14 protein-coding genes and 1 pseudogene are annotated in these 13,905 nt (G+C 71.5%); 11 read left to right on the forward strand and 4 right to left on the reverse strand.

What is annotated here, in order from left to right:
* Positions 1 to 463 precede the first annotated feature (463 nt).
* From ACGH52_RS01695 to ACGH52_RS01715, 5 genes are all read left to right on the forward strand, one after another.
* Complete coding sequence (locus ACGH52_RS01695; protein WP_076977924.1) at positions 464 to 847, forward strand: hypothetical protein; 384 nt, start codon at positions 464 to 466, stop codon at positions 845 to 847.
* 5 nt (positions 848 to 852) lie between these two features.
* Positions 853 to 3,531 carry a LuxR C-terminal-related transcriptional regulator gene (locus tag ACGH52_RS01700; RefSeq protein ID WP_399936995.1) on the forward strand — a complete coding sequence of 893 codons (2,679 nt, stop codon included), beginning with the start codon at positions 853 to 855 and terminating at the stop codon, positions 3,529 to 3,531.
* Positions 3,532 to 3,629: 98 nt separating this feature from the next.
* Complete coding sequence (locus tag ACGH52_RS01705; RefSeq protein ID WP_399936996.1) at positions 3,630 to 5,288, forward strand: MFS transporter; 1,659 nt, start codon at positions 3,630 to 3,632, stop codon at positions 5,286 to 5,288.
* Positions 5,285 to 5,818 carry a hypothetical protein gene (locus ACGH52_RS01710; RefSeq protein WP_076977927.1) on the forward strand — a complete coding sequence of 178 codons (534 nt, stop codon included), beginning with the start codon at positions 5,285 to 5,287 and terminating at the stop codon, positions 5,816 to 5,818. The genes ACGH52_RS01705 and ACGH52_RS01710 overlap by 4 nt, the downstream gene beginning before the upstream one ends.
* 141 nt (positions 5,819 to 5,959) lie before the next feature.
* A complete protein-coding gene (locus tag ACGH52_RS01715) occupies positions 5,960 to 6,157 on the forward strand; it encodes a hypothetical protein (protein ID WP_059302775.1) in 198 nt (65 codons plus the stop codon).
* 48 nt (positions 6,158 to 6,205) lie between these two features.
* On the opposite strand, the gene ACGH52_RS01720 is transcribed toward ACGH52_RS01715, so the two are convergent.
* Both ACGH52_RS01720 and ACGH52_RS01725 read right to left on the reverse strand, forming a co-directional pair.
* Positions 6,206 to 7,615 (reverse strand): DUF2252 domain-containing protein, encoded by a 1,410-nt coding sequence (locus ACGH52_RS01720; RefSeq protein ID WP_399936999.1) that lies wholly within the window; start codon positions 7,613 to 7,615, stop codon positions 6,206 to 6,208.
* Positions 7,612 to 8,244, reverse strand: a complete 633-nt coding sequence (locus ACGH52_RS01725) for a potassium channel family protein (RefSeq protein WP_076977929.1) — start codon at positions 8,242 to 8,244, stop codon at positions 7,612 to 7,614. Before ACGH52_RS01725 ends, ACGH52_RS01720 begins: the two co-directional genes overlap by 4 nt.
* A gap of 213 nt (positions 8,245 to 8,457) precedes the next feature.
* Between ACGH52_RS01725 and ACGH52_RS01730 the strand changes: the two genes are divergently transcribed.
* From ACGH52_RS01730 to ACGH52_RS01745, 4 genes are all read left to right on the forward strand, one after another.
* A complete protein-coding gene (locus ACGH52_RS01730) occupies positions 8,458 to 9,111 on the forward strand; it encodes an HdeD family acid-resistance protein (RefSeq protein WP_399937001.1) in 654 nt (217 codons plus the stop codon).
* A gap of 262 nt (positions 9,112 to 9,373) precedes the next feature.
* On the forward strand, positions 9,374 to 9,847 hold the full coding sequence (locus ACGH52_RS01735) for an SHOCT domain-containing protein (RefSeq protein WP_399937002.1): 474 nt from the start codon (positions 9,374 to 9,376) through the stop codon (positions 9,845 to 9,847).
* Between the two features lie 30 nt (positions 9,848 to 9,877).
* Positions 9,878 to 10,324, forward strand: a complete 447-nt coding sequence (locus ACGH52_RS01740) for a hypothetical protein (protein ID WP_076977931.1) — start codon at positions 9,878 to 9,880, stop codon at positions 10,322 to 10,324.
* Positions 10,325 to 10,351: 27 nt separating this feature from the next.
* The gene (locus ACGH52_RS01745; RefSeq protein WP_079252750.1) at positions 10,352 to 12,079 is read left to right on the forward strand and encodes a diacylglycerol kinase family protein; all 1,728 of its coding nucleotides are present in this window, start codon (positions 10,352 to 10,354) and stop codon (positions 12,077 to 12,079) included.
* Between the two features lie 121 nt (positions 12,080 to 12,200).
* Here the strand turns inward: ACGH52_RS01745 and ACGH52_RS01750 are convergent, their stop codons facing one another.
* The gene (locus ACGH52_RS01750; RefSeq protein WP_399937004.1) at positions 12,201 to 12,410 is read right to left on the reverse strand and encodes a hypothetical protein; all 210 of its coding nucleotides are present in this window, start codon (positions 12,408 to 12,410) and stop codon (positions 12,201 to 12,203) included.
* A 109-nt stretch (positions 12,411 to 12,519) separates the two neighbouring features.
* On the opposite strand from ACGH52_RS01750, the pseudogene ACGH52_RS01755 reads away from it, so the two are divergent.
* A pseudogene (locus ACGH52_RS01755) lies at positions 12,520 to 12,927 on the forward strand (TetR family transcriptional regulator C-terminal domain-containing protein); the annotation flags it as partial.
* Between the two features lie 71 nt (positions 12,928 to 12,998).
* On the opposite strand, the gene ACGH52_RS01760 reads toward ACGH52_RS01755, so the two are convergent.
* Complete coding sequence (locus ACGH52_RS01760; protein ID WP_059302809.1) at positions 12,999 to 13,484, reverse strand: potassium channel family protein; 486 nt, start codon at positions 13,482 to 13,484, stop codon at positions 12,999 to 13,001.
* 189 nt (positions 13,485 to 13,673) lie between these two features.
* Here ACGH52_RS01760 and ACGH52_RS01765 point away from each other — a divergent pair, with 189 nt between their 5' ends.
* Positions 13,674 to 13,898 carry a DUF1254 domain-containing protein gene (locus ACGH52_RS01765; RefSeq protein WP_076977933.1) on the forward strand — a complete coding sequence of 75 codons (225 nt, stop codon included), beginning with the start codon at positions 13,674 to 13,676 and terminating at the stop codon, positions 13,896 to 13,898.
* The last annotated feature ends 7 nt before the right edge of the window (positions 13,899 to 13,905 follow it).

Consider the following 13,905-nt stretch of genomic DNA (forward strand, 5'->3'; position numbering starts at 1 on the left):
CTACCCGGTGTCCTGCCCGCCCTGCGCAACCGCCTCTTCGAACGGTTCGTTCGTCCACGGAAACGGCCACCGCGACCGTCACCGGCGAACCGGGCACCACCACGTTCGCCGTGCGCCTGCCGCGTCGACCGCGGGGATAGCCCCCGGTGACATGCGACTGCCGATTTTCGGCCGTGCCGGATTCGGCGCTGCCGAAGGAGTCAGCGGTACTCGTCGTGGTCGTAGCCACGGTCCGCGAAGAACCTGTCCGGCCGCCCGCGCGGCCGGCCGACCACTCCCACGACCGCTGGAATCTTGTCCAACAGGGGCGGGATAGCGGGCGCCCTCTGTCCGCATGCCCGGATGGCTGCCGGGGGCGATACTGGGAGCACCCGCCGGACGACGCCTGGCGTGCGCCGGAGCGGCGGAACAGTCCGCGGCCGGCCACCGTGGGGGCGCCTTCGCCGCCGGAAGGAGCGTCACGATGTGCCGCTGGATCGCCTACTCGGTGTCGTCCGTCCTCCTCAGCCGGGTCCTCGGCCAGCCGGGGCACTCCCTGGTCGACCAGGGACTGCACCCCCGCATGGGTGCGAAGACGATCAAGGGCGACTGCTTCGGTTGCGGTTGGTACCCGCAGAACAGGAGAAAAGCCGATTCGGCGGTCCTGCGGGATGTCGACTCGGCCTGGAAAGACGGCAATCTTCAGGAAGTCGCCCACCACACGCGCTCGGGCCCATCCTTCGGGGGCATCGGGGCGTCGACGGGAACGGCGGCGGAGCAGAGCGGCTACGGCGTCGTCCATCCGGGCGGGGGCGAGCTCGACCGCTTCAGTCCCGAGTACGCCGAAGGGACGGGGTCACAGGGGTGAGGAGCGTGAGCACAACGGGTGGCAGAGCCCGAACACCGGCCGATGCGGGCACCGACCCATTGGGCGATCCGTACCTGCGCACACGCTTCGCCCTTCCCTGTCGACCTGCCACCTTCCTGCGGCGTCAGCGGCTCATCGTGCATCTGAATCAGGCCTTGCGCACACCACTGACGCTGGTCAACGGGTCGGCCGGCGCCGGCAAGACACTCCTGACGGCCGACTGGGCCGCCGGGCTGCCGCTGCCGGTCGCCTGGCTGACCGTCGAGGCCGGCGATCACCGGCCCGGTGTCTTCTGGGCTTACGTCTTCGAGTCCCTGCGTGCGTGCGGGACCAGCGCGGCCGGCACCGCCGGGGCGCCCGCGGACTCGAGCGGTGTGGGATGGAGGCTGCTGGGTTCGCTCGCCGCCGAACTGAACGCCCTCGACCGGCCCGTGGTCCTCGTGCTCGACGAGTACGACCGGATGACCACCCCTGAGGTCGCGGAACAGCTGGAGTTCGTCCTGCACCACTCCGGGCAGGGACTGCGCCTTGTCCTCGTCACCCGCACCGAGCCGCTGCTCCCGCTGCACCGCTACCGGGCCGCCGACGAACTGACCGAGATCCGCGGCGCCGAGCTGTCTTTCACCCCGGAGGAAGCCGGTGCGCTGCTGCGACTGCACGGGCTGCACCTCCCCGAGTCCGCCGCGTCCGCTCTGGTGGACCGCACCCGGGGCTGGGCCGCCGGCCTGCGACTGTCCGCCCTGGCGGCCCGGGAGAGCACCGACCCCGAGCGGTATCTGAAGGAGTTCGAGTCGGACCACAGCACGGTCGCGGACTTTCTGCTGGCGGAGGTCCTCAAGGGGAGGACGGAGGAGACGCAGGACCTGCTGCTGCGGGTCAGCGTCCTGGACCGGTTCTGCCCGGGCCTGGCCGACTCCCTCACGCTGCGGACCGACGCCGAACGCCTGCTCGCAGAGCTGCACCGGGAGAACGCGTTCATCGAGCGGCTGGGGCACTCCTGGTACCGGCTGCACCCGCTCTTCCGGGAGATACTCCGGGCCCACCTGCGCGAACGCCTGCCCGGTGCGGAAGCAGAGCTGCACCTGCGAGCCGCGCGATGGCTGCGCCGTTCCGGCTTCCTCCCGGAGACGCTCGCCCACGGAGTCGCGGGCGGCGACTTCGACCTGGCCGCCGGCGCGCTCGTCGACGACCTCGCGATCGGGCAGCTCTTCACGGGCCTGCGCTCGGAAGCTCTGCCCGAGCTCTTCGCCGGCATGGGGCCCGAAGCGGGAAGCCCGCCGAGCGACCTCGTGCGGGCGGCCGGCGCACTGGCCCGACGCGACCTCGATCATGGTCTGGACCGGCTGCGACGGGCCCAGGAACAGCTCTCCGAGACCGAGGACGCTGCCGGCCTGGTGGCGGCCCGGCTGAGCTGCGCCCTGCTGGAGGCGCTCGCCGCCCGGCTCACCGGATGCCCGCCACGGGCCGAGCAGGCCGCCGCGAGGGCCGAGGAACTGCGCCAGGACCTGCCTGATCATCTGCTGGACGAGCATCCGGAACTGACCGCCCTGCTGCTGACACACGTGGGATCGACCCGTCTGTGGGAGGGACGCTTCGACGACGCACGTGCCGTGCTGACCCGAGTGGCCGGTGCCCCGGGCGGATCGGCCACCGTCCTGCCCCGAGTGGAGTCGATGGAGCACCTGGCACTGCTCGACTACCTGAACGGCTGGCTCGGCCGGGCGGAACGCAGGGCCCTGGCCGCGGTGTCCGAGACCGAGCAGGCGGGTCTGCCCCGGCCTCCCGGCGCGGGCCTGGGCCGGCTGGTCCTGGCCGCGGTGGCCGTGGACCGACAGGAACTGGGCCGGGCCAGGGCCCTGCTCGACGAGACATCCCGGCTCCCGGCCCGGGAGCACGATCCGGTACCGACGGCGGGGCGGGCGCTGGCCGTCTCACGCCTTCTCCTCGACGACGGTCATACGGACGCAGCCGCCGAGGCGGCGGAGCCGGCCGTGTCCACGGCGGTGGCGTCCCCTTGGGCGGAAAGTCAGGCGGCAGTCGTCCGCTCCGCCGCATGCCTCGCTGACGGACGGCCGGACGAAGCCGTGCGCCTTCTCCACGGCGTCGGTGGTGACCAACCGGTGTGTGCCGTGGAAGCGGCGGGGATCCAGGTCGCCGCAGGGCGTCCCCGTGCGGCGGCCGAACTGCTCGGCGCCGTGCGTGCCGAGGGACGCACCGGCCCCGCGGTGAGCGTGGGAGCGGCGCTCGTACGTGCCCGGGTGGCGCAGGAGTCGGGAGACACGGTCACCGCCCGCCGGCTCGTCGCACGTGCTCTGCTCGACGCCCGGCGCGAGCGTCTGCGGCGCCCTTTCCTCCGGACAGGAGACTGGATCGAGCCGCTGCTGGCCACAGCCCCGCTGCACGAACTCGCCGAGGGCTGGCTCCTGTCCGGCCGACCACGAACGCACGGCGAGCCAGTGCGGCCCGGAGCCGATCCCCCGCTCCTGGTGCCGGTGGAGCTGACCGGACGCGAACGTGATGTGCTGCGCCGGCTGGCCCGCATGATGTCCGCGCAGGAGATCGCCGCCGACCTGTACGTGTCGGTCAACACGGTGAAGACCCATCTCAAGAGCTCCTACCGGAAGCTGGCGGTGAACCGGCGCAGCGACGCGGTACGCAGGGCGCGCGACCTCGGTCTCCTGTGACCTCCCCCGCGAGGGGTGAGGCACGCGGCGCCACCGCCGGGGTGCGATGGGAGGAACGTGCCGCAGCGCACCGGTCCGACCCGGCGAGGTGAGACGACTTGAAGCACTGGCGGGCCCTGGCAGTCCTCGGTACGGCCCAGTTCCTGATGGTTCTGGACACCTCCGTGATGAACGTGTCGATCAGCCAGTTGGTCGAGGACTTCCACACGGAGGTCACCGCCATCCAGGCCGTCATCACCCTGTACGCGCTGGTCATGGCGGCGTTCATACTCATCGGTGGCCGGCTCGGGGACATCCTGGGCCGGCGCCGCATGTTCCTCGCGGGACTGGCCGTGTATGGGGTCGGCTCGGCCGTGACGGCCGTGGCGCCCACGCTGTGGGTCCTCACGCTGGGCTGGTCCGTCGTCGAAGGGCTCGGGGCGGCCTTGGTGCTGCCGGCCATGGCGGCGCTGGTCGCGGAGGCGTATCGCGGACGGGACCGGGCCGTCGCCTACGCGGTGATCGGGGGGCTCGCCGGCGCCGGGATCGCGGTCGGCCCGCTGCTGGGCGGCTGGATGACGACCTACCTCACCTGGCGACTGGTCTTCGCCGGTGAGGTACTCGTCGTCGTCGCCGTGCTGCTGTGCCGACGGGTGATCGCGACACCCGCCCCGGCCGCGAAGCGCCCCCGGCTGGACGGGGTCGGCGCGGCGCTCTCCGCCGCCGGGCTGGGGCTGGGCGTGCTCGGGGTGCTGCAGAGCAGCAGTTGGGGGTGGGTCGAGCCTCGCAACCCTCCCTTCACCGTCCTTGGCTTCTCCCCCACCCTGTTCGTCGTCGGTGCCGGAATCGCCGTGTTGGCCCTGTTCCGGGGCTGGGAACGGCGGCGGGAGACCCGGGGAGCCGACCCTCTGGTGCACCTGTCCCTGCTGGGCAGGCCCGTACTGCGGGCCGGCCTCACGACGCTGCTCAGCCAGAACCTCATCCTCCTCGGCCTGTTCTTCGCCATCCCGCTCTACCTCCAGGTGGTGCAGGGCTTCAACGCCTTCCAGACAGGGCTGCGCCTGCTGCCGGTGTCGGCCACCATGCTGGTGACCTCCCTGTGCGGGTCCGCGCTGGGGCGCAGGATGGGACCGCGCCGGGTGGTGCGGCTGGCCCTGGTGATTCTGGCGGCGGCCGTGGTGTGGCTGCTGGCCACGATCGACCCGGTCATCGACGACGCGCAGTTCGCCGGGGCCATGGCCGTGCTGGGGGTGGGCGTCGGTCTGCTCGCCTCGCAGCTCGGCAACGTCGTGCAGTCCGGTGTGGGTGAGGAGGAGCGCAGCGAGGCCGGAGGGCTGCAGTTCACGGCCCAGAATCTGGGCTCGTCGCTGGGCACCGCGCTCATCGGCTCGATCCTGGTCGGCGCGCTGGCAGGCGCCTTCACCACCCAGGTCGCGGACGACCCCCGGCTGTCCCCGGCCGCCCGGGACGAGGTCGGGGTCCGTCTGGAGGCCGGGATCACCTTCGTCCCGACCGAGCAGGTGCGTTCCGCGGCCGAGGAGGCCGGGCTGCCGCCGTCCGAGGTCGACGCCCTGGCGGACTCCTACGCCTCCGCACAGTTGGAGGGGCTGAAGGCGGCGATCCTGGCCACGGGCGGCGTCGCGCTCGCGAGTTTCCTGGTCACCGCGCGTCTTCCGACCGCCCGCGCAGGCCGCCCGTCCGAACCCGAACCCGTTACCGGGCCCCGGACAACCGGGCCGACCGGACCGACGGGCCGAGCACGGAGGAGACACAGGTGACCGCAGACGAGACCAGGACAGGGCGGTCTGCGGACCGGCGGGAGCGGCGGGCCGCACACCGGGCCCACGCGGACTACACCGGCGGTGTCTACGGCTCCATGCTCGCGGCCTCCGTCGTGATCGGTGCCGGCACCCTGGGCTCGTTCCCCCGCGCCGAACTGGTTCTGCTGCTGCTGCTCACCAGCCTGGTGTTCTGGATCGCCCACGTCCACGCCGAGCTGTTCGGAGCACGTCTCGCGCGGCGCACGCCGGACCGGCGGGTGATCCTGCGTGTGTGCCGCGAGGAGTGGCCGATCGTGAAGGCCGCCGTGCCTCCGGCCGCGGCGATCGCCGTCAGTCCCGTGCTGGGGCTGGGCGTCCAGGGCGCCCTGTGGCTGGCGCTGTCCGTCGCCGTCGCCGGACAGGTGGGCTGGTCCGTCGCCGCGGCGCACCGCGCGGGCGCCTCGCGCCGGCTGGTGGCCACCACCGCAACGGTCAACGTGCTCCTCGGTCTAGTGATCGTCGTCGTCAAGATCGCAGTGACGCACTGAAAGGCAGTGGCACTGCGGCCGGAGTCACCTCTACCGGGTGAGGGCGCCGGAGGGCGCCGAGGCGCACGATCGTCACAGAGAACACCGTCCGCCCCGACTCCCCGGACCGTGTGCCGAGCCCGTCCGGTGGAAGGACCGCTCGTGCGCTACGAGATCCGAATCGAGGGACACCTGTCGGAGACGCTGGCCAACGCGTTCCCGGAACTGGAGCACGTCGTCATGTCCGGCCAGACCGTCCTGTTCGGCACAGTGATCGACGATGCCCATCTGTACGGATTGCTCACCCGCTGTCAGTCCCTGGGCCTGCGCGTCATGGAGATGCGGCAGCTTCCACAATGACGCCGACCGGCGGTGTGTGGCGACCCGCTCGCCGTTCCCGGTTCGGCCTCACAACCGGACGGCCGTGACCCTGCCGGAGCGGCAGGCCGCCCGCAGGGCTTCGTGGTCGCGTTCGTTCTGGTCGGCGTAGGACTGGGCGAACTCGGTGAGCGCGCGGTCGAAACGATCGCTGCCACCCAGATACGCGGCGAGCGCGACGGGGTCACCGGAGCGAGCGTGGGCCCGCGCAAGGCAGGCCCCGCACAGCCGGGCGAAGAGGGAGAGCAGGTCGGGACCCATGGTCTCCGGCCGCGCGATGCCCTTCCAGTCCCACAGCTGGCGCACGTAGAAGTCCCGGCCCTTCCCGTCGAGACCGGTGACGCGCGTCCAGCCCAGGAAGATGTCGCTGGTGGTCTGGATCAAGCGTTGGCCGGTCACGACCCGGCGGCCCTGGTTGTCGTGGCGTGCGCCACCCGTGTGGGCCGCCAGCACCGATTCCGAGGCTTCCTTGGCCTGGAGCAGCAACGGATCGTCGTCGTCCCTGCCGAGCAGGAGCAGTACCCAGCAGCGGGTGCCGACGCTCCCGACACCGACCACCTTGCGAGCCATGTCCACCAGACGGTAGTGACGCAGCAGGTGCCGGCGCTCGGGTGGCAGTGACCGTGCATAGCCGTTCACGACGGACCGCAGTTCCTTCTCCCGGCCGGCCTCGGCCGGGTCGGTGAGCAGATCGCCGAGCGGGGTGATCAGCGGCGGGTCGGGGGTGATGCGCCGGCCTTCGGCCGTGACGCGGGTGAGCTTCGCGAACGCTCTCATGTGGGTACGTGTGCGTGCTGTCACAGCAGCGTCCCTGAGCTGGTGCTCCGCTTTCCCCGCGGCCTCGGTCGCCAGCAGTTGCCGTACGTGGTCGGCGTCCTCCTGGGCGTACCAGACGTCCAGGGTCGGCATGCCCGCGAACTCCCGCATGCGCTCCCGGTAGGCCCGCACACAGGCCCGTACGGTGCGGTTCTGCTCCTTGGGCGAGAAGCCGTTCGCCCGGGCCGCGATCACGAACCCCGCCGCAAGACGTTTGACGTCCCATTCGAAAGGGCCGGGCAGCGTCTCGTCGAAGTCGTTGATGTCGAAGACGAGGCGGCGCTCCGGTGAGGCCAGGAGCCGGAAGTTCAACGGGTGCGCGTCCCCGCACAATTGCACCTGGAGTCCGCTGTTGGGCAGGGGTGCCAGGTCCGCCGCCATGATCGCCGCCGCACCGCGATAGAAGCGGAATGGCGACTCCATCATGCGGCCGTAGCGGATCGGCACGAGTGCCGGGACGCGCTCGCCGGACTGGCGCTCCAGCAGGTCGACCGGGTCGCTCCTCCGTTGCCCCGTCTCGTACCAGCCGTGGCACGAACGCGAGGCCCGCTTACGGGCCTTCCTGCCGTACGCGGCTCGCTCGGCCGGCGGCAGGGCGGCGGTGAAGGCGCTGGGTATCGTCATGGTCCGGCCTCCGGTTCTTCCACGGACCCGGCCCCGGAGCTCGGCGCAGCCGTCGGCTCCCGGCGCCGGCGGTTCAGCCCTGCTTGCACCGCACTCGCGAGCACCCGGGCGGCGACACCGACGAGCAGCAGGCCTCCCGCCATCTGCACCATCGTGAGCACCCGCCCCGTCTGGGAGCGTGCCGTGATGTCACCGAAGCCGACGGTGGCGAAGGTGGTCAGGGTGAAGTACAGCGCGTCCGTCCTGTTCAGCGGCTCGCTGAACGAGCCGGGCGCGGAGCGGTCCAGCAGGTAGTAGGAGCCGGCGAAGAGGACCAGGAAGAGCACCAGCGTCGCGGCCAGGCCCTCGACGGCTCTCAGACGCGGATGAGGGGAACGCGCGATGGCCCGCACTTCCCAGCAGAACACCACGAGGACTACGAGCAGGCCGCACACCAGCAGCACCGACGTACCGGCCGTGAGCCGCTCGTCCAGGGGCAGCAGGTAGTAGGCGGTGACGAGCCCGACGGCGACGGACACAGCGCGCGCGACCGTGACCGCCCCGGCGGCTCGGCGAGAACGGAGCCCGCCACGTGAGGGCGGTCCGGACGAGGTGTGGCCCCCGCTGCCTCCTGAGGTCGTATCGCTCATCTCACGTCTCTTCGTCTCGTCCGGGCCCGTGAGCAGATGTTCCCGAATCCCACCTCACTGCCTCGCGGGCAGGACGGGATCACCCCTCACGGGTGACCCCGGCCCTCAGTGCCGGCCCTGACCCTGGAGCGGACCCGTACCAGTCCTCCGGCGCTCGCCGGCCGTCCCTGTCGGGAGGTCCGGCGACGACCGGCCGGCCCACGAGGAGGCGCCATGACCGTGCCCCGAGACGCGGCGGAACCCCCCGGCCGGGGAGGCGGGTCCGGCAGGGCGGTCCCGGGAGCCATGGACGACCCTGCGCACGTCCTCACCCGGCTCGGCCGTTCCTGGACCTGGCTCATGGGATCGGCCGTCGCCACGCTGGTTCCGGGCGTCCTGGTCCTGGTGTGGCCGGAGGCGACCCTGCATGTCCTGGCCGTTCTCATAGGTCTGTATCTGCTGCTGACCGGTGTGTTCCGGTTCGTAGCCGTCTTCGCGCGGGAGGGACACGAGCGGCTGCCCGGGCTCCTGCTGGCCGTGCTGTACGTGCTGGCCGGGGTGCTGTGTCTGCGCAGTCCGCTGCAGACCATCGCCGCGCTGTCGCTGATCGTCGGCATGGTCTGGCTGGTGTCCGGCATCCTCACCCTCTACGCCTCCCTGGTCACCGGGAACCTGCCGCACCGCGGCCTCGTCATGGGGATGGCGGTACTCGCGGTCGTCGCCGGGATCGTCGTCCTCGCGCTGCCCGCGGAATCGGCCCGCGCCCTGACCCGGCTTCTCGGCCTTTGGCTGGTCCTGCTCGGTCTGGCCGAGGCGGTGACCGCCCTGGGGTGGCGGTCCGCGTTGCGCGGGGCACGCCCCCCGAAAGCAGGCCCGCCCGCTCCATGACCTGACCGCGGACCGGTGGAAGGAACGTCGATGGCCCCACCACCCGGGCCGGCAGTCCTGGCGGCAGCCGCCGGATCGGCACCTCCGTCGACGCGCCGGACAGACAGCCCCGTGAACGACCGTGGTGGCACCGGGCAGAGCACCGGTCGGCCGGTCCGGCGGCCAACTCACCCGTGCCGGGTGATGCCGGGCGCCGAGCCCCATGACCACCCTGAGGTCAGTACGCAACGACGGCCGGGCACGCCCGGGACGGAGGACGGACATGAACGCACAGACCTACCTGGCGTACGACTACCCACTGCTCAACGTGTTCTGGACCATGCTTCTGGTCTTCCTGTGGATCATGTGGTTCGTCCTGCTCTTCCGGATCATCGGTGACATCTTCCGCGACGACCAGTTGAGCGGCTGGTCCAAGACCGGCTGGCTGGTGTTCTGCCTCCTCCTGCCCTTCCTCGGCGTATTCGTCTACGTCATCGCACGCGGGAAGAACATGGGCCGCCGAGAGACGGCACACGCCCACGCCCGCCAGGAGGAGTTCAACGCCTACGTCAGGAAGACCGCGAGCGGCGGGCAGCGCACCAGCGTCGACGAACTGGCCCGGCTCTCCGAGATCCGGGATCAGGGTGCCATCACGGACGAGGAGTTCCGCAGGGCGAAGGAGCTGGTCCTGAGCGGCCACGGCATGGCGGAACCTGCGGGCCACGCCCCCTCCACGCCCGGTCCTTCCGCCCGCTGACCATCCGCACGCCACGAATCGAGGCGCACGATGACCGCCACACACACCCGGCCGACGCACTCGCCGAGGCAGGCGTGGGCGACCGGCCTGACCGTCTTCGCCGCCGTCATGCTCCTGCTCGTCGGCCTCCTCGACCTCCTTCGGGGGATCATGGCCATCGCCGAGGACGACGTCTTCGTCACCACGCCCGACTACGTCTTCCAGTTCGACCTCACCAGCTGGGGCTGGATCCACCTCGTCCTGGGCGTACTCGCAGTGATCATCGGCGCCGGGCTGCTCAAGATCGCGACGTGGGCGCGCGTGTCCGGCGTGGTCATCGCCGCACTCGTGATCCTCGCCAACTTCCTCTCCATGCCGTACTACCCGCTGTGGTCCGTCGTGGTGATCACCATGTCGGGCTTCATCATCTGGGCGCTGAGCGTGATCAAGCCCGGCGGCAACCTCTACGACCTGTCCGGGGAACGCACTCCGGACTAGACGTGTGACAGAGCGAAAGAGCGACACGTGGATGCACGAGGCGCGGACCCGAGCCGGCGGCCCGTAAGCGGCGTACCGCCGGAGGGCGAGGGCGGCACCGCTCTCGCCCGCATCTCCCTATCGGCTCTGCTGGCCTGCATTCTGGTGCCCCTCGTCGCCGCCGGGCTCCGCAGCGTGCTGTGGGCCTTGATCGGCATCGCGGGACTCGTGCTCGCAGCCGTCGGCGTGTGGTGGGTCCTGGCGCATACCGGTGTCACCCGCATCGTCGGAACAGTTCTGTCGGTGGCCGCGCCTGTCACCGTCCTCGCGCTTTACGCCGCGGCCGGCCTGCTGGGTCCCGCCCTGCTGTCGTCGGGCCTCCTGGTCCTGGCCGTCGTCGCGGCACGCCGGGCCCTGGCACCTGCTCCCAGCGCCTCCGAAGAGGCCGCCGGAACGCCCCGCCACCCCTGGGTGCTCATGAACCGCCGATCCGGCGGCGGCAAGGTGCAACGGTTCCGCCTGGTGGACGAGGCACGGGCCGCTGGTTGCCGTGTGCACGTGCTCGACCCCGGCCAGGACGTCACCGCGCTGGCCCGGCAGGCCGTCGCCGACGGAGCGGACCTGCTGGGGGTGGCGGGCGGCGACGGCACTCAGGCGCTGGTCGCCGATGTCGCCGCCCACCATGACGTGCCGTTCGCGGTGATCCCGGCCGGAACCCGCAACCACTTCGCCCTCGACCTCGGCCTCGACCGCGACGATCCGGTGGCGGCGTTGGAAGCACTGACGGGAGGTGTGGAACTCCGCGTCGACCTGGGGTACGCCGCGGACCGCGTCTTCGTCAACAACGCCTCGTTCGGCACGTACGCGGCCGTCGTCACCGACCCCGCCTACCGCGACGCGAAAGCCCGTACGGTCCTGCAGACCCTCCCGGGACTGCTCACGGGCGAGGAGGCCCCCTCTTTGCGCATGACGGCCGACAGGCGGCACATGGCCGGCCTGCGGGCACTGCTCGTCAGCAACAACCCCTATGGACGGGCCGTCGACGTGTCGCATCCGGGGCGCAGGGGGCGGCTGGACACGGGACTCCTCGGTGTGGCGTGCGTCCGGGTCACCAGCACCGCCGAAGCGGCGCGCCTGGCGAGCCGACCGCACTCAGGGGGCCTCGTCCGGCTCACGGCCGACGAAGTCCTCGTCGAGACCGATACCGCCACCATGCCGGTCGGCATCGACGGGGAGTACGTCGACCTTCCCTGTCCCGTGGTGTGCCGCAGTGCACCCGGAGCCCTACGCGTCCGCGTGCCCCGCCACCGGCCCGGTAGATCGAGGCCCCCTGGGCGGACGGCCGACTGGCCGCGTGTCGCCCGGCTGGCACTGCGCCGACCACTGCCCCGTCAGGAGGAACCGGGCCCCGGACAAACTAGCGAGACTCAAGCGCCGCCCGGCAGGTGCGGTCCCCCCGGTGGCGCGACCCGTGCCCCGAGAGAACGCTGGACTTGGGGGCAACGAGATGGAGAGACACCCATGACTCAGGCAACTACAGACAAGGCGCACAAGTCGTTCCTTTCCCGCCCCGCGGTCCGCCGCCTCATACCCTTCACCCTGATCACCGCGATCGCCCTCATCTTCATCTTCGAGAACCGTTCGAGTGTCGAGATCCGCCTCCTCATCCCCATGGTGACCATGCCGCTGTGGGGCGCCCTCCTGATCGCCTGGGCCCTCGGCATCCTCGCCTGCGTCTTCACCGTGCGCCGACGGTCGAACCGGCGCGCACACTGACGGGCCCCGCTTGCCTCGGGTACCGGCACCGGGCCGGCATCTTGCCGGTCATGGCCGATGGACCGGAGCCCAAGGCTGCTCACGGTGGCCGAGGCGGCGTTCTCTGTCCTGTGACGGATGCTCAGACCGCCGAGCCTGCGCGTGTCTCCCGGGGCCCGCTCACGCGGTCCCGGTCCTGGCCTTGGCCCTGACCGCGGATGCCGGTCGCCTCACCGTGGGCTCGCCAGTCGGGGGCCGGGACCGCCCAGACCTGCTTGTCGTGGCGCGCACCCCCGTACGGCCACACCTCGCGCCACACGCCCTCCAGGGTCATGCCGAGCCTCTCGGCCACCGCGGCACTGCGGCCGTTGTCCGCCCGGCAGTGCCATTCGGCCCGGTGCAGCCCCCCGGGCTGTGAAGGCTCAGTCCAGCAGCAGGCCACAGGCCCGCGTGATCAGACCGCAACCCGCGGTTTCGCCTGCCTTGCCCCTGCACGCCGTCGCGGCCGAACTCGGTGCTACCACGGGCCTGCTCACGCACTACTTCCCCACCAAGCGCGCCCTGCTCGAACACCCCCTCGACCTGCTCGAGCAGCGCACCCTCTCCCGCCCCGCCGCCGTGCGGGCCGGGGCCCGGCCGCCCTCAGGGACGCCCTGCTGGACATCCTGCCGCTGACCCCCGAGGCCACCGACAGCAACCGCGTCTGGGTCTCGTCCTGGGACGCCGCGCTCTCCGACCCCGCACATGTCGCGGCGAGCGCGCAGTCCTTCGCGCTCGGGCTGGTGGTCCAGGCCCTCTTCGACCCGTCGGCATTCCCGCCGGAGCGGCAGGTCGAGCTCCTGGACGGCTACCTGGCCGCCCTGACCGCCGACGTCCACGGCACGACACAGGCCGGCAGGACTGTCCGCCGGACGACCCCTTCGAGACCGCGCGGACGCCGTCACGCGGACGGACCGCCACGGTTGTCGCCGAGCATCCGCTCCAACCGGTCGAAGCGCTCGTGCAGCGCGCGGGTCGCCCGCGCGTACGCCTCCTCAGCGGCCTTCTCGGTGTGGCGCACGAAGTGGCCCTGGCGTTCTTGTTCCCTGCCGACGAACCAGGTGGCCAGTGCGGCGGTGACCAGACCGAAGGAGGTGATTCCGGCGACCATCACCACCACGGCCACGAGCCGTCCCCACAAAGTCACGGGATACAGGTCGCCGTATCCAACGGTCGTCGCGGTTTCCACGGACCACCACAAGGCCCGCGGATAGGTGGTCAGCTGAGCCCCCGGCGCGCCGCGCTCGGCGAGAACGGCGACGTACGAACCCGCGAGGATCACGATCACCAGGAGGACCGTCGCGGCACGCGAAGCCTTCAGGTGCAGCGAACTGCCGTGGCGCCCGAGCAGCAGTTTGACCAGTCTGGCCAGGAGTCCGGACAGCATGCGCAGCATGCTCCGCCACCGGCCGGATGGACGGTGCGACAACGCGCCGGTGTGCGTCGAACCCACCCGAACAGCGGGTGTCAGGTGGCGGGGCGGTGGTGGGTGTGGCTTCCCGTCCGAGATGCGGGCGGCGGAGCAAGGCTTGCCTAGCGTCAGTGCGGGATCGGGTACGCGCGCCGGGAGAGGCCGATGGCGGACGAGCAGTCGGAGCGGTTGGCGATGCAGGCGTGGCTGTATGGCTGTCCGCTGGTGACCGCGGCGGTGACCAAGGACGTCGTGACGGCGGTCGCCGCACGGGACGACGAGCGGCGCAAGGCCCCGGTCAACCAGTTCTGCTGCATGCGCCACACGCCCGACGCCACCTCAATCGAGGTGGTCTCCCCGAACGCCGACACCCTGTACTCCAGTGCCTGACTGGGCC

The sequence above is a fragment of the Streptomyces sp. BBFR25 genome (assembly GCF_044590125.1).
In the GTDB taxonomy this organism is placed as follows: Bacteria; Actinomycetota; Actinomycetes; order Streptomycetales; family Streptomycetaceae; genus Streptomyces; species Streptomyces canus_D.